Origin of the sequence: Thiothrix subterranea (assembly GCF_016772315.1) — a bacterium.
In the GTDB taxonomy this organism is placed as follows: domain Bacteria; phylum Pseudomonadota; class Gammaproteobacteria; order Thiotrichales; family Thiotrichaceae; genus Thiothrix; species Thiothrix subterranea.
This window is the reverse complement of the sequence record NZ_CP053482.1, coordinates 1730991-1751868: the sequence shown is the minus strand read 5'-3', so window position 1 is coordinate 1751868 and position 20878 is coordinate 1730991. Positions and strand designations below refer to the sequence as shown.

Here is a 20878-nt window from a genome sequence, read left to right as displayed (position 1 = left end):
CGGCGGTGACAATAACCGGTAGCGGCAATGCTCAAGGAGCGGTGATGGAAAACTATTACGCAAATCAATCGAAAAGTCTCGAAGTGCGCTCGGCGGGGAATGCTCAGGTGGTGGAGTATATTCCGATCGAAGACGTTGCCCCGCGTGCCCAAGCCGAGGAATTTGGTTTCGGTGAGTTATGGCGGCGGTTAATGCAGCGTAAATGGCTACTGCTGGGTATTGCTTTAGCCACTTTTTTGCTGACGGCTGTATTCACTTTTTTGTCACCGGATGTCTACCGCGCGACCACTACCTTGCAAGTAACCCCGGAAGAGGCACGGGTGTCACTGGGGGATCGGGCAGAGCCTGCCCGCGCCCCGCGCAGTGAGCGTGAATTTTATCAGACTCAAACGGAATTATTGGGTAGCGAACGTTTAACCAGTGAAACGATTAAGGCACTGAACATTGCTGACCGTTTTGAAGACAATGATTCCTTACGCGCCCGTGTTTATGCGTGGCTGGCTGAATTTAAACAGCGCGTTTCTGGCAGTGAACAATCTCAGGAAGTGCAGAGCAATGTTGGTGAGAATTTCCGGCGCAATCTGAATATTCAGGCGGTAGAAGATTCGCAGATTTTCAAGATTAGTTACGATCATACCGATCCCAAACTAACGGCTGATATTGTGAATACCTTGGCGGCTAATTATAAGCAGATGAGTTTAAATTTGCGTAACGAGGCGGTTTCTAACACCAAGGAAACCCTCGACGGTAAATTAAAAGAAGCCAAGTTGAAGTTAGAGAATTCTGAGCGCGAATTGGTTGCCTACGCTAAAAAGCAGGGCATTATTACGTTGGATGGCGACCGTTCTTCGGCGTCAGGTGTGCTGGATTCCCTCAATTTAGCGTTGACCGATGCCACCAGTGCACGGATTGCGGCTGAAGCGTCGCTCAACCGCTCGCAAAATGTCGCGGGTGCTGACCGTACCTTGGAAAACCCAGCCATTCAACGTTTGAAGGAAGAATTGGCGCGTGTACAAGCGGAATACCGCGATAAATCCAGCCTGTTTAAAGCGAATTTCCCGGAAATGCAGCAGTTACAAGCACGCATCAATGAACTCACCAAGGAAGTGCAGCGCGAATCTTCCAGCATTGATCGCACTGCCCGCAGCAAATTACAAGCCGAATACGAAGCCGCCAAACAACGTGAAAGTGAGTTAAAGGGTGAAGTCAAAAAGCAGGAAGCGGTGCTCATGGGAAATCGTGATAAGTCTGCTGGCTATTTGACCTTGCAACGTGAAGTAGAAGCTGACCGTACTAACTATGAAAGCTTGTTGGCACGCTTGAATGAGATTGGGCGTGTTGCTGACAGCAGTGCCAGTAACGTGGCGATTGTTGATGAGGCGAGTGTGCCAACGCGACCTTTCGCGCCGAATATTCCCTTGAATTTGGTGATGGGGGCAGCGTTAGGTTTGCTGCTGGGCTTGTTGGCGGCGATTATGGCTGAAATTATGGATGACCGACTAAGAAGCGTCGAAGACATGCGCCGTGCACTGGGATCTGTGCCTTTGCTGGGGGTCATTCCTTATATTTCCGGTCGCAACAATAAGAATGTCTTGGCATTGCGCGGGCAAGTCGGCAGCTCGTTCATGTTAGAAGCATTTCGCTCATTGCGCGAAAACATTCTCATGATGAAAGCGCCATCGCAGCAAGGTTTAGCTTTGATTATGAATGTTACTAGCCCCTCACCCAGTGAAGGTAAGACCACTACGGCGGTGAATTTGGCTACCGTCTTTGCTTACACGGGTAAAAAAGTGCTGTTAATTGATTGCGATATGCGTCACCCGGAAGCCCACAATAAACTGGGTTTGGAAAATCGGCTGGGCGTGAGTGATTACCTGTTAGGTGAAAAAGAAAACATCGCTGAATTGATTCAGGAAACCACGGTACAAAACCTGTCAGCTATTTCTGCCGGTTCTGCCGTGCCTAATCCCACCGAATTATTGGCAGGTGAGCGCTTCACTGAATTATTGAGCGAAGTGGAAGGGATGTTTGATCATATTATTCTCGATGGCCCACCCGTGATGGGGTTGGCGGATGCCTTGATCATTTCTAACCGCACGGGTAACACCGTGTTTGTCAGTGCTTACGGTCAGACCCGTAAACGTAATCTGAAAGATGCGGTTGGGCGTTTACATCAAGCGCAATGCAATATCATTGGTACAGTATTGACCAAGATGAAATCACCGGAAGTCTCGAATAAATACTACGGCTACCCGAATCGCTACCCGCGTAGCAGTCAGACCGCCATGGTCGCTACGCAGTAATCACTGGGTAGTTTTCTTCCACAGTTCTTCTAACCGCTTGGCTGATACCGGCCTTGCGGTTCCTAGCTCCTGCGCAAACAGCGATACCCGGAATTCTTCTAACATCCAGCGGTACTCGTGCCAGTTCCCTTTTGCTTCTTTTTTCCACTGATCCCAATACGGTTGTACTTGCACCCGTAATGCCCTGTCTTTGGTCGGGTTCTCCGCCAATTTTTGCAAACGTCGCTGAATGCCTTTGAGGTAACGCGGAAAGTGCCGTAACTCCTCTGGGGATACTGCGTCCAGAAATCCTACATACACCAAATGGTTCAATTGTTCGCTGATGTCATTCAGGGCTTCTAACCATGCCGGTTGCACTTTGCCTTTTAACTGTTTGCGCAAGTCATGGTACAGCGCAAGTATCGGGGTGATCAGACGCGCTGTTTCTTGGGTTTGCGGGAAAATCTGTGAACGGCACTCGCCCAGTGCGTGGGTAAAGCTGTCCTGCTTGCGGATGCTCAGGTGGTTTTTAAATGCTTGCCGGAACACGTAGCGGGTGATGCTGTCTTTGAGTTCCTCGCATTTGCCGGTGGCGGCATAGTGCAGGCACAAGGTTTGCATTTGCGGCACGTATTTCGGTACGTCTTTCACTTCAGCGGATAACGCCAGCCAGAACAGGCGCAATACACCCTGCCAATGGGCGTTGCTGGCATCGGTTTCATTGTCAAATAAGCGAATGCTGACACTGTTGTTGGCATCGACTAGGGCAGGCCATGTGCGCAATTTCGTGCCGCCTGCTTCCAGCCAATAGAGTTCGGGCAAATCGCCAAAATCCCAGGCGGTAATGCCGAGCCGTTCGATGGATTGCACGGGTTTAGATGCCAGTTCCGCACGGGTTTGCGCATGAACTTTACCGCGCAACGTATCCAAATCACGTCCGCTGCGAATCACTCTGCCCGCTTCATCGGCGACTTCAAAGCGCATTTTTAAGTGTGTTTCCAGCGTAATGGCTGCCCATGCTTCGGGTGGAATTTGGCTGCCGCTCATGCGCAATAGCTGTTTTTCCACGGAGGTTTGCAAGGGCAAGGTGTCGCTCGGCTCGATGGCTTCCATGCAGGCACGGGCGTAATCCGGTGCGGGTACAAACTGTTTGCGAATGTGTTTGGGCAAGGCACGAATCAGCGCGGTGATTTTTTCTTCCAACATGCCCGGCACTAAGTACTCGAAGCGGATGGGGTTGAGTTGATTTAGCCCCAGCAAGGGTAAACGTACGGTGACACCATCATCTTCGGCCTTGGGGTCAAAGTGGTAGCGTAACGGCAGAATCATGCCTTGCACCTGCAAGCTGTCGGGGAATTGCCCGCTTTTTTCATGCCCTGCTTCGCGCTGCATCAGGTAAGCGTGGGTTAGGTACAGCAATTGGCTGTCGTGCTGTTCGGCTTTTTTGCGCCAGCGCTCGAATGAATGCCCGTTGACGACATGAGCGGGGATGCGTTCGTCATAAAACGCATACAAACGGTGTTCGTCGGTGAGGATGTCGCGGCGGCGAGCCTTGGCTTCCAGCATTTCAATGTCAGCAATCAGTTCGGCATTGTGTTGGAAAAATGGCGCGGCGGTGCGGTATTCGCCGTATACCAAGGCATGGCGAATAAAGATTTCGCGACAGGTGACAGGATCAATGCGCCCGTAGCTGACTTTGCGGCGCGGGGTGATGGTGATGCCGTAGAGCGAGGTACGTTCAAACGCGGCGACTTGCGCTTGTTTTTGCTCCCAATGCGGTTCGGTGTAATGGTGGCGGAGCAGGTGTTCGGCGAGTTTTTCCACCCATTCGGGCTGAATTTTGGCGATGGTGCGCCCGAATAAGCGCGAGGTTTCCACCAATTCGGCTGCCATGACCCATTGCGGCGGTTTTTTGCGCAGACTGGAGGCGGGGAAGAGGTGGAATTTGCGTCCACCCGCGCCCATGTATTCGCGTTCTTCGTCCTTCATGCCGATATTGCCGAGCAACCCGGTCAGTAAGCTCAGGTGGATAGCGTCGTAACTGGCTTGCGCGTCATTTTCCTTGCCACCCATTTCCAGCACCATTTGATGCAATTGGGTGTGAATGTCGTGCCATTCGCGCAGGCGCATGTAGGAGAGGAATTCCTTTTGGCACAAGTCGCGGAATTTGCGTTGGCTGAGGTGTTTGCGTTGCTCGTGGAAATAATCCCAGAGTTTGAGGAAGCTGAGGAAGTCGGATTGCTCGTCTTTGAAACGTGCGTGTTTTTCGTCAGAGGCTTGTTGTTTGTCCAGTGGGCGTTCACGCGGATCTTGCAGGGTTAATGCGCTGACGATGATCAAGACTTCACGCAATGCCCCGTTGTCGTTTGCTGCCAGTAACATGCGCCCAAAGCGGGGATCGAGCGGCAACTTGGCAAGTTGATGCCCGCTGCTGGTGACGTTGAAATTTTTATCGACTGCGCCGATTTCAAACAGGAGTTTGTAGCCGTCGCGAATCAGGCGGGTATCCGGCGGTTCGACAAAGGGGAAGCCTTCGATGTCCGCCGTCCACATGGTGGCCAGTTGCAGGATAACCGCCGCCAGATTGGTGCGCAGGATTTCCGGTTCGGTAAACACCGGGCGTTTGTTGTAATCGTCTTCGCTGTAAAGCCGGATGGTGATGCCGTTGCTAACTCGTCCGCAGCGCCCGGAACGTTGATTCGCCGAAGCTTGTGAGACTTTTTCAATCGGCAAACGCTGTACACCGGCTCGCCATGAATAGCGTGAAATGCGGGCATAGCCGCTGTCGACCACGTATTTAATGCCGGGTACGGTGAGGGAGGTTTCCGCAACATTGGTGGCTAACACAATGCGGCGTTGCCCGTGCGGTTCAAAAATGCGGTGTTGCTCTTCGTTGGAAAGCCGTGCAAACAGCGGCAGAATTTCGGTGGCAGGCGGGTGGTGTTTGCGCAAGGCTTCAGCAGTTTCACGGATTTCACGTTCGCCGGGCAGAAAAATCAGAATATCGCCGGGGGCTTCACGGCCTAATTCATCGACGGCTTCGAGAATGGCTTGGGTTTGATCGCGCTCGAATTCTTCTTCCGCATCCACGTCAATCAAGGGGCGGTAGCGGATGTCGACGGGGTAAGTTCGCCCCGACACATTGATAATCGGGGCATTGTCGAAATGGCGTGAAAAGCGTTCCGGGTCAATCGTTGCCGAGGTAATGATGACTTTCATATCGCGGCGTTTCGGCAATAGCCATTTGAGGTAGCCGAGTAGAAAGTCGATATTGAGGCTGCGTTCGTGCGCTTCGTCGATAATCAGGGTGTCGTATTGGCGCAGGTAGCGGTCTTGCTGAATTTCTGCCAGCAAAATACCGTCGGTCATGAGTTTTATGTAACTGTCCGGCGAGCAGCGGTCGTGGAAACGCACTTTGTAACCGACTTGCTGACCGAGTTGTGTGTTGAGTTCTTCGGCAATCCGTGCGGCGACACTGCGGGCAGCGATGCGTCGGGGTTGGGTGTGACCAATAAAGCCATCCACGCCACGCCCCAATTCCAAACACATTTTGGGGAGTTGGGTGGTTTTGCCTGAGCCGGTTTCGCCGCAAATAATGATGACTTGATGCGCACTGATGGCGGCGAGGATGTCAGCGCGACGGGCGGCTACCGGAAGTTCTTCGGGGTAAGTTGGCTTGGGCAGATTTTGCAGGCGCAAAGCGCGGCGTTGAATGAGGTTGCTCACGTGAGGTCAAAAATCCAGCGTTAGCGTCGGGTGACAAGGCGGGCATTGTAACGCGCCGCCTTGCTGGATTCACCTATCGACGCAATCTGTGTGCTTATGGCAGTTCTTTGACGGCAGTAATGAGGTCGAACACATCTTGAGAAATGCGTGTGCCTGAATTGGTTCCGCGAGACAATAAGTTTTCACCGGTGGTGTGAATACCCAATGACCACGCGGTATCGTTGTGTTGCAACCAAACGGGTGCGCCGCTCATACCGCCGGTTGTGTCATTGTCGTAATAAAGTTTTGCCGGGGTTGAGCGCGAAATCACACCAGTGCTGCCCCATTGCTCATTAGCGTCCGCTTTATCACCGGGGTAGCCATTGATGGTAATCGCCGTATTATCCGTTTGTGCCGCGACGAAATAGCTGAAATAGCCGGTTGCTTTACCGATAGCGCAATCGAGTTTGATAACCCCGACATCGGCATCACTGTCTGCTGAAGTAATCCAGCCGTAAGAGGAATAGGTTTCACGAGGTTGGCAAGAGCCGTAGGGCGCGTAACCGTCAGAGAAGCCGGGGTAAATTTTGAAAGCACTCGGCGAACCCCAGCGCCCATTAGCGCCGCCACTATGGACGCAATGTCCGGCTGTTACCAAGGTATCGGCACTAACTAACCAGCCAGTGCAATGGGTACTGCCATTGTAGGTGATTAAGGATACTGCCCGTTGTGGGTAACCATAGGGGTTGACATGGAAACGGCTATCAAATCCCAATATGGATTCGTTAATGATACGTGCGGCGGCGGTGGGTGTTGTGGTCTTGATGGTTGCCAGTTCCGTATCCGTCAGTGGCATTGTATCAGCGCCCAGCGCTTCGGATGCTTCCGGCCTGCCCGCTGCACCGCTTGAGCCTATAGAGACGGTTTTCGTCTGGTTTAAACTACTGGAGTCAACCACTTGACCGCTACTGGAAACAAGACTAAAGCGTTGACTGGTAGTGGTAGCAGAGTTGGTAACGGTTGCTGCGGCGATAGCCGGGGCATCCACGCTCGGTGCGGCTGCGATTGTTGGTGGAGGCGTAGGCGTAGGCGTTGCCGCTACGCTTGTCGGTGTTACGGGTGTTGTGTCATTGGTATTATTCAGTGCCGTGGTGCCACTACTGTTGCACCCATTTAGGTAAGGAGTGATTACTGTAATTAATAATGCAGCGCGTACCCAGTTTCCATAAGAATGTGTATATGTGTCCGTCATAAAGAATCCCCGCCATCAGCGTATAATAAACTATGTTGATTTATAGGCTGGTTGCGACAATTAATTAAATCAATTTTTTTAAACAATCATAGTCTTAGTTAATTGATTGGCGGTTAATAATTAATGAATATTCGCCGCCATAATCATTAAATTTTAATATTGGTCAGGCGTCATGAGTTTTTTGATTTCCCCTAAGGTGCTCAATACTTTTTTTAATGCTTCGTGCGAGAAAATAGACCGATTATCGGGATTTTGGGTATTAAGCAGTTGCGAATTATCGCGTAATAATTCCTTAAGCTCTCGCAGGCTACGTGCCGTTTGTCCCAGACGAAAGCAACTAACGCTACGGGCTAATTCTCCCCAGTAACCGAAGTGCTGAATGCGCTCAGCCAGTACCAAGGCTTCCTGATAGTTACCTTGATTGAACACATGCAGAAAGGGCAATACGTGATACCAGTCGGGTTGCGGAAACTGAAGCGCCATGAGGTTGCGAATGGCTTGGATGCCCGCTTCATGGTCGCCGGTCATGTACAGCCCAAATCCATACAGGTATTCAATGGATGTATCGAATGGATTGGTCTGCCGCGCCATTTCCAGTTCGGCACGGCACAGCGCATTATCGCCGAGAAAGTAGCGATTGTGCGCGAAAATGGAATGCGCCTCTGCATTGCCAGAGTCGAGCTTCATGGCAGTGCGGGCTGAATGTGTCCAAGTGGTTTCCAGATTCTCAACCAAATGGTATTGCAATACGTGATCGTAGCCGCAGAGACGCGCCAGAATCACCAACGCTTTGCTGTCATGCGGGAAGTGTTGCAAGCGTTGTTGGCAACTGATTAAAGCGATGTGAAAATTTTCACGGGTGATGTCGTGCAGAAAAGCCAGATAGTCAACCAAGGCTTTGTGATGAGCGGCAATGGCTGCGGTCATGCTTTGCTGGTATTGCGCCCAGTGGTACAAGACTTTGCCGGAATGCAGCGCCACGGTATTGGCAGCGACTTGCATACACAATTTATCCAAATCTTGCTGGCTCGGTTGTGCCGGTAAACGTAGCGTGTTTGCCCACACCAATTCATCGTCGCGGGCGTGGATGAGTACCAAAAACAGTTCGACTTCGTTGCCCGTGACTTGCAGATCGCAGTTCAAGATATAATCGGTTTGGTGCAGCTTGGCTTTGTCTGACGCATGGCTTGCGAGGACGCGGATATTGCGGAAACGGTTTAACATCAGCAGTAAATCGTTGCGCACTTTATGGCACAAGGGGGTAGGGCTGGTGATTGCAGGATTTTCAAGCACTTGGCATTGCAGCAAGACACGCGGGCCTTCGGTGACTTGCGGGGTCAGCGGTGTTTCAGGCGGTGTGACGGTGTTGGGCAGACGATTTCTGCGTATGAAAACCGCTTGATACGTGCCTTTCGGAATGGTGATCATGATGCTACTGGGGTTGTTCGCATCCGCATAATGCGTTTTTAACAATTTGCGCAGGCGTCCGGCTTCAATGCGTACCACGGGATTGTACGCCGGTGAAAAATCAGGTGGTTTACCCAATGCATGGATGGCGATATTGTGTTGATTGAGAGTATTGCCACGCCCGGCCAAGGTTTCATGCACAACATAGTGTAAAAACCGTTTGATAACTTTTCTGGCGCGAAAGCACGGACTGACCAGCAGGGAGTCAAGCTCAGCAATAATGAGTTCTTTATTTATGGTCATGGCAGCCAGCAATTCCCCGTATTCTTGTGTTTCTTCTGAAAAATCGAGCGTCACTTTATAGCACGTTTTTTGTCGAAGAAAATACTATTCGCCAAAACCTACCGGAGTTTTTGTAAAAAATTGTAACAGCTAAGCCGCATGAGTCGCTGCCGTCTGTGGCGTGGGCAGTTTGATGATACCTTCGCCACAACTTTCCCTAGCAATCTGGTTACGCCCGTTACGTTTGGCGCGGTAGAGCGCCCGATCCGCTGCATTCAATAGCATTGCCGGGTAAACCACGGAAGCGTCATGCAGGGGTTGTGCATCGTGTGCGCTATTCGGGGTGCAACTGGATACGCCGATGCTGATTGTCACAATGCGTGGAATCGCACCATCTGAGTGCGGTATGCGTTGATCTTCCACACTTTTACGCACGCGCTCGGCTAATAAGGCGGCATCTTCCAAATGCGTATCTGGCAATAGAATCACGAATTCTTCGCCGCCGTGACGTGCGACGACATCCGATGCACGCCGTGCCACGGCTTTAATGCACTGCGCAATAATTTGCAAGCATTGATCGCCTGCCTGATGCCCGTGGCGGTCGTTATAACGTTTGAAATGATCGACATCAATCATCAACAGCGACAAGGGTTTGGCCTCGCGCGTCGCGCGACGCCATTCCATTTTAAACGTTGTGTCGAAAAAACGTCGGTTGGAAATTTGGGTCACGGGGTCGGTGTGCGCTTGTTCCTGTACTTGAATTTGGGCGCTGTGCAGGTCGTTGAGCAAGCCGGTAATCGAACGCGATGCCATCGCCAATAAAATGCCGAGCAATGTGGTTGCCAATGCCAATGATTGCTGTGCGGTTTCGCCGATTAATAATAAATTCAACGTAATCGGCAACAAAATTGCGCCGATTTGCAGGTATAAAGCCAAGCTGGAAAGCGCCAATACCGGCATGGCGGCAACGATTGCCCCGGCTAATAGCAATACATGCACGGCTTGCATTAAAGGTTCAAAGGAAAACAGGATAAATCCCGATACACCCCACAAAGCGCTGATAAGCGTGGAATAAACGAGGTAGCGTTGCCCGAATTCTTGTAATTCTTCGCTGGAATAATGTTGTGAAGGTAAGAAGCGTTGCCCAAATAACCAACGCATGACATTCATGGTCAAAATAGCGGCGAACCACACCAACAGCAACGCCATGCTTTCGGTGCTTTCCACCCAGCGCAATAACACAAACAGCGTAGCCGCCAACGCATTGCCCCACAGCCAAATTCCCCCGTGCCGCGATAGGAACGTGATTTGCCCCTGAATGATCAGAGGTGACGTGTGCAAGTGTGAGCCGATCTTTTTCTTATTCATTGAAATCTTTTCTGAGTTGCAACCATCGGATTAGTGCGCCTTGGCGTGACGCCCCTGTCAATGCCAAGTCTGAATATAGTGCATCTTGTGAGAGATTGCGCTACTTAGGTTGAATTTATGTTGGCTAATAATAGATTTTTTTTATAATAAAAGACAAGCTCAAAAAGTAAGCTTAACTAGGCAAAAGGATTTTCAACCTGATCACCGCTATTAATCGTGATTTTTTCAGGCAAATTGCCACTGGCTTGTGCCGTATTTAATGCCACGACCATGCCATCTAACCATTGCTTTAATTCAAGCGCCAGTGCTAAGCCTTGCACATCATGGGTAATATCCAAGCTACCGTACAGCGATACCCGATCAAGGCGATTTTCGATAGTGAATGCTTGCAGTTGGTAAACTTCGGCTTCGTTGTTGAAAAAATTCATCGTCGCGCACTCAGGGTTGCGGCAAATTCATCGCATTGGCTTTGCTGAATTCGCCAATGGTGGGGAAGGGGTCGATGCCCGCCAGTTGGGTTAATTCCTTAATACTGACTGTCTTGTAGTCTTTGTTGGCGGTGTTTGCAACCCAATACGCCCCACTTTCGCCGGTATTGGCATCGTAAATCGCTTTGAAATAATGGGTTGGCACTAATACCCGTTCGTTGATGCGCTGCAAGTTTGCCCCGCTAAAGACTGCCCCGGAAACGACATAAACTTCCCCGCGTTGTTGGGCTAAATCACGGGTGCGTGACTCGATGCTCGACCACAAGCCTCTATTATTACTGGGGTTTTGCGGTGTCATGTTTGCCAAAGAAAAGCTTTCGCGCATGGCGGTGTCTGACGGCATATTGGCTGCCGGGGCAAGGTGTCCACGGTCATAGCCAGAACCCGCATAATCGGCTAATTCGGCGCGTTCTTCCGCTGGCAGTCTGGGTTCGGCATAGAAATTGTCTTTGCGGGCAATGTCCATTAGCAGCTCGGCATACGTTACGTGTTCACTCGCCCATAAGGGGGTGCGGGTAACGCCAGAATGCAACACCGCAAATTCGCTAAAGCACAGCAGGCGCGTTTTCGCTGCCAGCTTGGGGTTTACCAATTGCGGGGTATCAGCATTGGCGTAATGTTGGGGGCAGGCATTGTCGGTGTTACCCGCGCTGCTGGTAGCGTTTGTCGAGGCAGTCGCACGCGGATCAAGTGGCGTGTTACTCGATGCACACGCGGTTAAACTCAATAAAATCAGTAATGCACTCAATGCGCGGCTGTGGGTAATCAGGGTGGTTATCACGGGGAGTTCCTTGCAAAAGTAAGCGGCAACCTGTCATGCCCATGCAACAGGTCAGGGGCATTGTATGATTCTTTTCCAAGAAATTGAATCGGTATCTTATAATGCGTGTTCTGCACATTAGGTGAGGCACTCAACAGATGAACAACTGGCAACGGATCGACGATGAAGCCGCGATGCTTGCATTCGGCGCAAGCGTGGCGCAGCAATTTCCCAGCGGTGGCTTGATCACCTTGCACGGTGATTTGGGGGCGGGCAAAACCACGCTGGTACGCGGTTTATTACGTACATTAGGGCATACCGGCAATGTCAAAAGCCCCACTTATACCCTAGTTGAACCCTATCATCTGGCGGGGCGCGACATTTTTCACTTCGATCTGTACCGTTTAGCTGAACCAGAGGAGTTGGAATACATGGGCATCCGCGATTATTTACGCCCGGATGCACTCTGTCTCGTGGAATGGCCTGAAAAGGCCGCCGGGGTATTGCCAGTAGCGGATTTGCGCATTCACATCCGCTACTGCGGTGAGGCGCGTGAAATTTTACTAGAAGAGTTTAACCGTTTTTAATCATTGGGTTAGCACGTAATAGTAAAAATTCACTTGAAAAGCACGCCACTCTGTATTAATACTTATAACTAAGATACGTTTTTCCACCCATTGCGAACCGATCAATGAACAGCAAACAATTGAGCCGCAGAGGTTTTATCCTGAAATTAGGTGCACTCGCCGGAGCGGTCGCCAGCGGATTCAATAGCGTGCCAGCGTGGGCTGCTGAAGCCGTTGCTGGGCGCTTAACCGGGGCAAACCTGACCGGAACTGCCGATAAATTGAATTTCCTGCTGCAATTGGATGCACCGATTGCCTACAAGGTGTTCACCCTCGACAAGCCGGATCGGGTGGTCATTGACTTAAAAAATACCACGATGCAAGGCAAGCTCAAGCAGGGGGCGCATGACCGTAAGCCTATCACCGGCATTCGCTATTCTGAGCGTGATGATGGCAGTTTGCGTGTGGTGTTGGACGTGGCGGAACAAGTCGCCATCAAATCTTCATTAGCCGCAGAAAGTAACGGTCATTTGCTGACCGTCAGCCTCAACCCCACGGGGAAAGGCAGCAGCGGCAATAAACCGAAAAAGCCTAAAAAATCTACCCAAGAATCGGATAAATCGGACAGCCCGGCGACACCTGCGCCATCCAAAGGTAAGTTTATTGTGGTGATCGACCCCGGTCATGGCGGTAGAGACCCCGGTGCAGTAGGGGCTAATGGCACGCAGGAAAAAGAGGTGGTGTTACAAGTTGCCCGCAAACTGAAAGCACGGATTGACCGCGAAAAAGGCATGAAAGCCATCCTCACCCGTGACAGCGATAAATTCATCCCGCTGCGCGAACGCATGGATATTGCGCATAAACACAAAGCCGACTTGTTTGTTTCGGTACACGCTGATGCGAACCCCAGCACGCGGGTAAGTGGCTCTTCGGTTTATATTCTGTCTGAAAATGGCGCATCCAGTGAAGCGGCACGTTTGCTTGCAGAAAGCGAAAACTCTTACGAATTAAAATTTGGTGGGCGCAATACCAGCGACAAGATTGCTTCCGTGCTGCTCGATTTGAGCCAGAATGCGATGATGGATCGCAGCCTAAGTCTGGCAAAAGGCATCTTGAACGAACTCGCCAAGGTGAATAACCCCTTACGCCGTCGTGTTGAAAGCGCCCGCTTTGTGGTGTTACGCTCACCCGACATTCCGTCGATGTTGGTAGAAACTGCTTTTATCAGCAATCCGACGGAGGAGAAGCGCCTGCGTACTGCTGAATACCAACAAAAGTTGGCTAGTGCGATGTTCCAAGGGATCAAACGCTACCAAATTGCGTATGCGGAAAGTGGGCGAGCCAATACCTGAGCATTCTGGCGTTTGCTTGCCAGTGGATAATCGTAAAATCATGAACAAAGCCATTACTATCCCGCTGATCAAAGTTCCGCTCACGGCACACATTGAAGCCCTGAATCCGCACTACAGCCCTGAGCAAAAGCTGCGGGTTAAAGCGCAAATCAAGCAAAAACTCAAGGAGCAAGACGCGGTATTGGTGGCGCACTACTACGTCGAACGCGATTTGCAGGAATTAGCCGAAGAAACCGGTGGTTACGTTTCCGACTCATTGGATATGGCACGCTTTGGCAATGAACACCCCGCGAAAACCCTGATTGTGGCGGGTGTGCGTTTCATGGGCGAAACCGCCAAAATTCTCAATCCAGAAAAGCGCGTGTTAATGCCAACCTTGGAAGCCGAATGTTCCTTGGATTTGGAATGCCCCGCTGAACAGTTTATTGCATTTTGTGACGAACACCCCGATCGTACCGTGGTGGTGTATTCCAACACCAGCGCTGAAGTCAAAGCACGCGCCGATTACGTGGTAACGTCGAGTATTGCGGTCGATTTGGTCACTTGGCTGGATGAACAAGGCAAGAAAATCCTCTGGGCCCCCGATAAGCATTTGGGGCGCTATATCCAACGCCTCACCGGGGCGGATATGTTGCTGTGGCAAGCCGCTTGCGTGGTGCATGACGAATTCAAGTTTCGGGCGCTGGGGGAGATGCTGGATAAATACCCCGATGCGGGTGTGCTGGTGCATCCCGAATCACCGGAAGACATTATCCGGTTGGCAGATGCGGTAGGTTCCACGTCGCAATTGATCAAAGCCGCGCAAACTTTGCCGCATCAGCGTTTTATTGTGGCGACGGATAGCGGGATTTTCTACAAGATGCAGCAAGCCGCACCCGATAAGACATTCATTGCTGCCCCGACCATGGGCGAAGGGGCAACCTGCAAAAGTTGCGCCCATTGCCCTTGGATGGCGATGAATGGCTTACACAATCTGTTAAGCGTCTTGGAAACCGGGGGCAATGAGATCTTTGTGGAAGAAAGTGTGCGCGTAAAAGCCTTGCGCTCAACCCAGCGGATGTTGGATTTTGCCAAGATGCGCCGTGATTCAGGTCATTAAATACACTATTGGATAGAGCATTTACTCCCCTAATCCTGCTACATTTGTTCAGTACGCTAGAGAGGCGCGTATTTTAAAACAATTGTCCCATTCGGAATTAGGAGGAGTTAAATATGGTTAACACCATCACAAAAAGTGCCTTGGCAACGTTAATCAGTGCTGCGCTGAGCACGACGGTTCAAGCAGCGGGTTTTGCACTGGCAAACCAGTCTGGTTCTGGGGCGGGGAATGCCTATTCAGGTTCAGCCGTAGCGGTTGATGATGCGTCCGTGGTTTGGTTCAACCCAGCGGGGATGACGGCTTTGGCGGCGGGGACGCATACCAGCGCCGCAGGGCATTTGATTGCGCCCAAAGCCGATTTCACCGACAAAGCCTCACGGGTAAACCCCGCGCTGACCGGCGGTAATCTGGATGTCGCCGCGACCACCTTGACGGGGACAAATGCTGATGGCGGCAATCCGGCATTGGTGCCGAATGCGTATGTGGTACACAGCTATGGCGATAAACTCAGTGCCGGTATTGGCGTCAATGCGCCATTTGGCTTGGGTACGGAATACGATGAGGATTGGATCGGGCGTTACAATGCGCTCGAATCCAGCATTCAAACGGTCAATGTCAACCCCGCGATTGCTTACCAAGTGAATGACAAACTCAGTGTGGGGGCGGGGGTGAGTGCGCAATACCTGCACGTTGAATTGCAAACGGCGATTGATTCGGCAGCCGCTTGCCGCAGCATTGCGAGCGCGGCGAACAGTGGCGCGTTGCTGACCCAATGCTTGGCGCGTTTGCCTGCTTTATCGAATGCGGCAACCGATATACCTCACAGCGCCAAGACTTGAACATTTTTAAAGGTTTGAAAGTTTGTTGTCATCAACTGTGCCAGTTCTTTCTTGTGATCAGTATCCAGCTTGTCGAGACAGTTGGTGATGGCCGACTTGAAAGCGGGAAACTTATCATAGTACTTCGAGTACAAGCATTTTTTCTTGACGAACTTCCACAACCGTTCAATCAGATTGAGGTTGGGTGAATAGGTCGGTAAAAACAATAGTTCAATATTGAGCCTTTTCGCACAGGCAAACACGGCTTCACAGCGTTGATACTTGGCATTATCCAAGACCAACGTGATCGGTATTTTGAGTGCTAACGCTGCAATTTTTTCCAATAATTCACACACGCTGCCAGCGTTGATATAGGTATCGTTAGTGAGGGTGATCAGTTGCAGTGTTATCACATTGAGTGCGCCCAATACGTTGTAACGTTGTCGACCACAGGGCGCTTTGATGAATACGCGGGAAAATGACCACAAAAATCCCAGAAACGGTGCTAAAACGAAGTGGGCGGCATCGACAAAAAAAGGGCGCGTTTACCTTCTTGAGCTTCTTGAATGCGCGGTTTAAGTTCATTTTCCAAGAACTTTTCTTGTGCTTCCACATCAGCTTTGGCGGGTATCATCCCCACTTTACGGATGTCCATCCCTATTTTCTTCATAAAGATACGTACCCTGTCCTCGCTGCGTTTGATGCCTGTCAGCTCCTCAATCTTGGCGGCTGCTGCCTTGCTGGTCGCGGGTGGATATTCACGAAAATAGGTCTCAATCTTGTCTTTATATGCCATCAAATCACTCTTTGGTTTATTGAAGCGTATTTCTTTAAGAGCTTCTAAACCGTTAGGTTGTTGGTAGGCGTTTAGGTAGGCAAGCAGCGTGGCTTCTGTAATCCTTTCCAATCGTTTGATTTCCTTATGCGTCAACTGTTGGGATTTCAGGTACAGCACGGACATTTTCTTACGGACTCTGGGATGAGGGTGGCGCTCCTTCCAGTAGAACAGCTCCGCTACCTCATCATCAGTGAAGGTGATTTTTAATGTCATACATTACTCATAGTTGCCTTTATTGACCGTCAGTTAACCATATTTACTTGATTACTGATGTTACGCACTCCCTAGCCGAGTCGTCTATATTCCAGTGATGAACCAGAACCGCCTAGACCTCTACACCGACTACCTGAGCGTGACGTTTGGTTACGCCACGGCGACAGGCTTATCTCAAATGCTGGATGGTCAAGTCAGCCATGATGCGATCAGCCGCTTCCTGTCCGAACGCGACTACACCTCGAAAGACCTTTGGAAACAGGTCAAAAGTCTCGTCCGTGAGGTTGAATCGGATGATGGGGTTCTCATCATTGATGACACGGTGGAAGAAAAGCCCCATATGGACGAAAACGACCTGATTTGCTGGCATTATGACCACTGCCTAGGACGGAACATCAAGGGCATCAATTTAGTGAACTGCCTCTACCACGCGAACGACACCTCCATTCCGGTTGCGTTTGAACTGGTACGTAAACCACTGCGTTATTGTGACCTCAAAACCCGGCAAGAAAAGCGGTGCAGTGACATCACCAAGAATGAACAGATGCGGGCTATGATTGATGCCACTATCCAGAATCAGGTGAAATTTTCATGGATTCTGACAGACATCTGGTTCGCATCCAGCGAAAACATGGAACACATCAAGCAAACCCGGCACAAGGACTTCATCATGGCACTGAAAAGCAATCGGCTGGTGGCCTTGAGCGAAGCTGCTCGCAAGGAAAAACGTTACACCCGGCTCGACCAACTGGAATGGTCAGAACAACACGCCGTCACGGGCTGGCTGAAGGGGCTGAATTTCCCCGTCAGGCTTGTCCGGCAAGTCTTTACAAACAAGGATGGCAGCAGCGGCATTTTGTATCTGGTCTGTAGCAAGCTGGACGCTGAGTGGGACGAAATCACCTCACTCTACCAAAAACGGTGGAAAGTGGAGGTCTTTCACAAATCGCTCAAGTCCAATGCCGCCTTTGCCAAGTCGCCTGCCCACACACCCAGGACACAAGCCAACCATCTATTTGCCTCGATTGTTGCCGTGTTCAAGATGGAATGTTTGACTGTGAGGAAAAAACTTAACCACTTTGCCCTCAAAGCAAAACTCTACCGCAAAGCCATCAAGGCGGCTTTTGAGGAGTTGCTCGCTTTTCGGGCTACTGCGTAACATCAGTTGATTACTAGAAAGCCATTTTATGGCACTGATTGGTATAGCAAGGCAACCATCAGTGGTGATGACATTTCTTTCGGGGTGAATGCGGGGGTGCTGTACCAAGCAACTCCGGCTACCCGTGTGGGGGCGAGCTACCGTTCAGCGCTGGATCATGAGTTGGAAGGCGAGGTTGAATATGACATTGATCCGGGTTTGCAACCGATTGTGACGGCGACCGGCATTACGCGCTTTAATACGGCGGATGCGACTGCCGAGGCTAATTTGCCTGCCAGCTTGTCGGTGTCGGCGGCGCATAAGGTCAATGAGCGTTTGGAAGTCATGGGCGATGTGACCCGCACCAACTGGAGCAGTTTTGAAAGCTTGACCGTGAAAAAGGTCGCGGACAGTTCGTTGGTCACGGATACCCGCCAAGACTGGGAAGATGTGAACCGTTATGCGCTGGGAGCCAATTACCAATACAACGACCGCCTAAAGGTGCGCGGTGGGGTGGCGTTTGATGAAACCCCCGTGCCTAGCCCGCAATTGCGTACCCCACGTACCCCGGATACCGATCGAACTTGGGTGTCGGCGGGTGCAAATTACAAGCTGAAAAAGAATATGGATGTGGATGTCGGTTATACCCACATTTTCATGGATGAAACCCCGATTGATAACGTGAACCCGGATAATGGTTACGCCATTCGTGGGCTGTACGATTCCAGTGTGGACATCGTAAGCGCCCAACTTAACTGGTCATTCTAAGAGGAGGTTGCCATGAAACGGCATTATTTATCACACAGTATCGTGCTGGCAGTGACTTTATTGGGCTTGGGCGCGTGCAGCAATTCCAGCGACTATGATTTCAGTGCAAACGCGAACGCCACCAGCGGCAGCGCGGCAGTGGCGCGTTTCGACCCACGTAATGGGGTGATTCCGCAAACCAACGATCTGTTGTTGGCTGGCACGACCGATGGCACGTTAAATATTCCCACCGCCACGATCACCAACCCCGGTCAATTGGGCTTGGTGAATAACCTGAATACGCTGGACGGTTTTGGGCTGACAGCGCCAATTACAGCGGCGTTTGGGGCAAGCCTGAAGGCGAGTTCCCTGCAACTTGGCAGCAGTGTGCGCGTGTTTGAAGTGCGCAAAGATGCCGCGACGCAAGCCATTACCGGCGTGACTCGCGAAGTCACTGCCAGTGAATTATTCGCCACCGCAGCAGGCGCGGCGCAAGATACCTTGGCGTTAGTGCCATTGACACCGCTAAAGGAAAGCACCAGTTACCTTGTGGTGTTGACCAATGGCATTCGTGGGGCGGATGACCGCGCTGCCAGCAGTGATTCGGCGTATCTACTCGCGAAAAGCACCACCGCTTTGACAGGCGAATACGCGGCATTAGAACCTTTGCGCCAATTGATTAACAATCAAGAAGCCGTTGCCGCCAGTCAAGGTGTTAACGCGGCAAGCATTGTATTGAGCTGGAGTTTTACTACCCAGTCGGTAACGCCGGTATTGACGGCGCTGCAAACCCAAGCCGCCGCTGGCAGCATCGCCATTTCCCCGGCATTGGGTGCAACCAATACGTTTGTGCCAGCACTCGCGGGTAAAGCCAATGTGCACATTGGAACGCTGGCTGTGCCGTATTATTTGACCGCACCGAGTAGCGCTGATCCCACTGCGCCGCTGACAACGTTTTGGACCGGGGCGGCGGGGAGCTTTTTGACACGCTTTAACCCCACGCCACAGGCAACTTCGACGCAAACCATTCCGGTGTTGCTGAGTGTGCCGAATGCCAGTGCCGTAGCCGGGGGAACGCCGCCCGCGAGTGGCTGGCCGGTGGTGATTTTCCAGCACGGCATTACCCGTAATCGTCAAGATTTATTGGCAGTGGCGGATACCTTGGCGGATGCCGGTTATGTGGGCGTGGCGATTGATTTGCCCTTGCATGGCGTGACGGAAGACACGAATCCTCTGCGTGCTGATGTGAATCCGGCGTTTGCGAACGATGTGGAGCGCACCTTTAATCTGGATGTGCAAAATGCGTCGACAGGTACCGCCGGGGCGGATGGCATTATTGATACCTCAGGGACGCATTTCATTAATCTGAGCAGTTTGCCGACCTCGCGTGACAATATCCGCCAAGGCATTGCCGACTTGTTGGTATTGCGGCGCAGTTTGGGCAATATCAGTGCGGTGCGTTTGAATACCGCGCAAGTGGGTTTTGTGGGGCATTCGCTCGGTGGCATTGTAGGTACGGGGTATTTGGCTGTTGAAAGTACCGCAACGCCCGCTTCCTTGGTGACTACCGGCGGTGGCATTGCGCGGTTGTTGGACGGTTCGGAACGCTTTGGCCCGGTGATTCAGGCCGGTTTAGGCAATGTGGGGCTGACACCGGGGTCGGCAGCGTATGATGCTTACATGGTGGTGGCGCAAACAGTGTTGGATGCGGCGGATCCGGTGGTGTTGGGGGCGCGAGCAGCGGCAGCGCATCCTGTGCACATGATCGAAGTGTTGGGGGATAAGGTCATTCCCAACCGAGTGGCTAACGCGCCGTTGTCTGGCACTGAGCCATTGGCAAGTGTGATGCAATTGAGCAGCAGAACCGCGACGGCGGCTGGCGCGGATGGCATGGTGCGTTTTAATAGCGGCGAACACGGTTCGGTGCTGGACCCTACCGCGAGCATGGCGGTGACGGTGGAAATGCAGCGGCAGATTGCGGCGTTCCAGCTTGCCAGAGGTGCCGCGATTACGTTGACCGACACCAGTGTGATTGCTGGGGCAGCACCCTAAGGCTTGTGGCCAGTGTGAGTATTGACAGACACTACCCCTTTATCAGTAAAATACCTTACTAAATTACTAGGCAATTTGAGGAGACTTAAACAATGAGCGTAGAAATCCCTGCCCGTGACGGCGACGGCTATTTAGTTAGCATGGATGACTGGACACCGGAAATCGGTAAAGCCATGGCGGAAGTCGATGGTGTCGATCTGACCGATGCCAAATGGGAACAGATCATGAAAGCGCGTGAATATTACGACGATCAAGCGGTCGTACCACCGATTCGCAAGTTCTCTAAATTCATTAACATGGATCAAAAAGAACTGTTTGCGCAATGGAAAACCGGCCCGATGAAGCCGATTACCAAATACGGCGGTTTGCCGAAGCCGACTGGCTGCGTGTAAGTCTTTGGGGTGCGGGGTTAAGCATACGTGCTGACCCTGCACACCTTAAAGCGCTTGCCTGTAGTCGATTGCGGCTGGCTGTTGCTGCATTTCCGTTTGTAATCGCGTATATACTAAGT

The 20878-nt window shown here is 51.5% G+C and carries 15 protein-coding genes and 1 pseudogene; 9 read left to right on the top strand and 7 right to left on the bottom strand.

Annotation, left to right across the window (positions count from 1 at the left end):
• Window positions 1–44: 44 nt before the first annotated feature.
• Window positions 45–2303 (top strand): GumC family protein, encoded by a 2259-nt coding sequence (locus tag HMY34_RS08565; RefSeq protein ID WP_202718824.1) that lies wholly within the window; start codon window positions 45–47, stop codon window positions 2301–2303.
• On the opposite strand, the gene hrpA is transcribed toward HMY34_RS08565, so the two are convergent.
• From hrpA to HMY34_RS08535, 6 genes are all read right to left on the bottom strand, one after another.
• Complete coding sequence (gene hrpA, locus HMY34_RS08560) at window positions 2304–6008, bottom strand: ATP-dependent RNA helicase HrpA (protein WP_202718823.1); 3705 nt, start codon at window positions 6006–6008, stop codon at window positions 2304–2306.
• Between the two features lie 94 nt (window positions 6009–6102).
• Window positions 6103–7239: a trypsin-like serine peptidase gene (locus HMY34_RS08555; RefSeq protein ID WP_202718822.1), complete on the bottom strand. Its 1137-nt coding sequence runs from the start codon at window positions 7237–7239 to the stop codon at window positions 6103–6105.
• A gap of 153 nt (window positions 7240–7392) precedes the next feature.
• Entirely contained in the window at window positions 7393–8949 is a 1557-nt protein-coding gene (locus HMY34_RS08550) for a tetratricopeptide repeat protein (RefSeq protein ID WP_202718821.1), read from the bottom strand.
• Between the two features lie 129 nt (window positions 8950–9078).
• Window positions 9079–10296 (bottom strand): GGDEF domain-containing protein, encoded by a 1218-nt coding sequence (locus tag HMY34_RS08545; RefSeq protein ID WP_202718820.1) that lies wholly within the window; start codon window positions 10294–10296, stop codon window positions 9079–9081.
• Between the two features lie 176 nt (window positions 10297–10472).
• Window positions 10473–10724, bottom strand: a complete 252-nt coding sequence (locus HMY34_RS08540) for a hypothetical protein (RefSeq protein ID WP_202718819.1) — start codon at window positions 10722–10724, stop codon at window positions 10473–10475.
• Between the two features lie 10 nt (window positions 10725–10734).
• Window positions 10735–11565 (bottom strand): DNA/RNA non-specific endonuclease, encoded by an 831-nt coding sequence (locus HMY34_RS08535; protein ID WP_228288018.1) that lies wholly within the window; start codon window positions 11563–11565, stop codon window positions 10735–10737.
• Between the two features lie 137 nt (window positions 11566–11702).
• Between HMY34_RS08535 and tsaE the strand changes: the two genes are divergently transcribed.
• From tsaE to HMY34_RS08515, 4 genes are all read left to right on the top strand, one after another.
• Window positions 11703–12131: a tRNA (adenosine(37)-N6)-threonylcarbamoyltransferase complex ATPase subunit type 1 TsaE gene (gene tsaE, locus HMY34_RS08530; protein WP_202718818.1), complete on the top strand. Its 429-nt coding sequence runs from the start codon at window positions 11703–11705 to the stop codon at window positions 12129–12131.
• A 104-nt stretch (window positions 12132–12235) separates the two neighbouring features.
• On the top strand, window positions 12236–13462 hold the full coding sequence (locus HMY34_RS08525) for an N-acetylmuramoyl-L-alanine amidase (protein WP_202718817.1): 1227 nt from the start codon (window positions 12236–12238) through the stop codon (window positions 13460–13462).
• A gap of 40 nt (window positions 13463–13502) precedes the next feature.
• A complete protein-coding gene (gene nadA / locus HMY34_RS08520) occupies window positions 13503–14561 on the top strand; it encodes a quinolinate synthase NadA (RefSeq protein ID WP_202718816.1) in 1059 nt (352 codons plus the stop codon).
• A gap of 113 nt (window positions 14562–14674) precedes the next feature.
• The gene (locus tag HMY34_RS08515) at window positions 14675–15400 is read left to right on the top strand and encodes an OmpP1/FadL family transporter (RefSeq protein ID WP_202718815.1); all 726 of its coding nucleotides are present in this window, start codon (window positions 14675–14677) and stop codon (window positions 15398–15400) included.
• On the opposite strand, the pseudogene HMY34_RS08510 reads toward HMY34_RS08515, so the two are convergent.
• Window positions 15382–16430 (bottom strand): annotated as a pseudogene (locus tag HMY34_RS08510) (IS630 family transposase). The gene HMY34_RS08515 and the pseudogene HMY34_RS08510 sit on opposite strands and share 19 nt — an antisense overlap.
• Window positions 16431–16527: 97 nt before the next feature.
• On the opposite strand from HMY34_RS08510, the gene HMY34_RS08505 reads away from it, so the two are divergent.
• The 4 genes from HMY34_RS08505 to HMY34_RS08490 all read left to right on the top strand — a co-directional run bounded on the left by HMY34_RS08505 (window position 16528) and on the right by HMY34_RS08490 (window position 20759).
• Window positions 16528–17589 (top strand): IS701 family transposase, encoded by a 1062-nt coding sequence (locus HMY34_RS08505; RefSeq protein WP_202716024.1) that lies wholly within the window; start codon window positions 16528–16530, stop codon window positions 17587–17589.
• Between the two features lie 6 nt (window positions 17590–17595).
• Window positions 17596–18336 (top strand): OmpP1/FadL family transporter, encoded by a 741-nt coding sequence (locus tag HMY34_RS08500; RefSeq protein WP_202718814.1) that lies wholly within the window; start codon window positions 17596–17598, stop codon window positions 18334–18336.
• 12 nt (window positions 18337–18348) lie between these two features.
• Window positions 18349–20367, top strand: coding sequence for a lipase (locus HMY34_RS08495; protein WP_202718813.1), 2019 nt, complete (start codon window positions 18349–18351; stop codon window positions 20365–20367).
• A 92-nt stretch (window positions 20368–20459) separates the two neighbouring features.
• Window positions 20460–20759, top strand: coding sequence for a TusE/DsrC/DsvC family sulfur relay protein (locus tag HMY34_RS08490; protein WP_202718812.1), 300 nt, complete (start codon window positions 20460–20462; stop codon window positions 20757–20759).
• Window positions 20760–20878 lie beyond the last annotated feature (119 nt).

What these genes read in the sequence shown, in the direction of transcription:
- HMY34_RS08505 (WP_202716024.1), top strand. Translation starts at nt 16,528, where the DNA reads ATGAACCAGAACCGCCTAGACCTCTACACCGACTACCTGAGCGTGACG.
- HMY34_RS08525 (WP_202718817.1), top strand. Translation starts at nt 12,236, where the DNA reads ATGAACAGCAAACAATTGAGCCGCAGAGGTTTTATCCTGAAATTAGGT.
- nadA (WP_202718816.1), top strand. Translation starts at nt 13,503, where the DNA reads ATGAACAAAGCCATTACTATCCCGCTGATCAAAGTTCCGCTCACGGCA.
- HMY34_RS08565 (WP_202718824.1), top strand. Translation starts at nt 45, where the DNA reads ATGGAAAACTATTACGCAAATCAATCGAAAAGTCTCGAAGTGCGCTCG.
- HMY34_RS08540 (WP_202718819.1), bottom strand. Translation starts at nt 10,724, where the DNA reads ATGAATTTTTTCAACAACGAAGCCGAAGTTTACCAACTGCAAGCATTC.
- HMY34_RS08515 (WP_202718815.1), top strand. Translation starts at nt 14,675, where the DNA reads ATGGTTAACACCATCACAAAAAGTGCCTTGGCAACGTTAATCAGTGCT.
- HMY34_RS08545 (WP_202718820.1), bottom strand. Translation starts at nt 10,296, where the DNA reads ATGAATAAGAAAAAGATCGGCTCACACTTGCACACGTCACCTCTGATC.
- tsaE (WP_202718818.1), top strand. Translation starts at nt 11,703, where the DNA reads ATGAACAACTGGCAACGGATCGACGATGAAGCCGCGATGCTTGCATTC.
- HMY34_RS08490 (WP_202718812.1), top strand. Translation starts at nt 20,460, where the DNA reads ATGAGCGTAGAAATCCCTGCCCGTGACGGCGACGGCTATTTAGTTAGC.
- HMY34_RS08555 (WP_202718822.1), bottom strand. Translation starts at nt 7,239, where the DNA reads ATGACGGACACATATACACATTCTTATGGAAACTGGGTACGCGCTGCA.
- HMY34_RS08495 (WP_202718813.1), top strand. Translation starts at nt 18,349, where the DNA reads ATGAAACGGCATTATTTATCACACAGTATCGTGCTGGCAGTGACTTTA.
- HMY34_RS08550 (WP_202718821.1), bottom strand. Translation starts at nt 8,949, where the DNA reads ATGACCATAAATAAAGAACTCATTATTGCTGAGCTTGACTCCCTGCTG.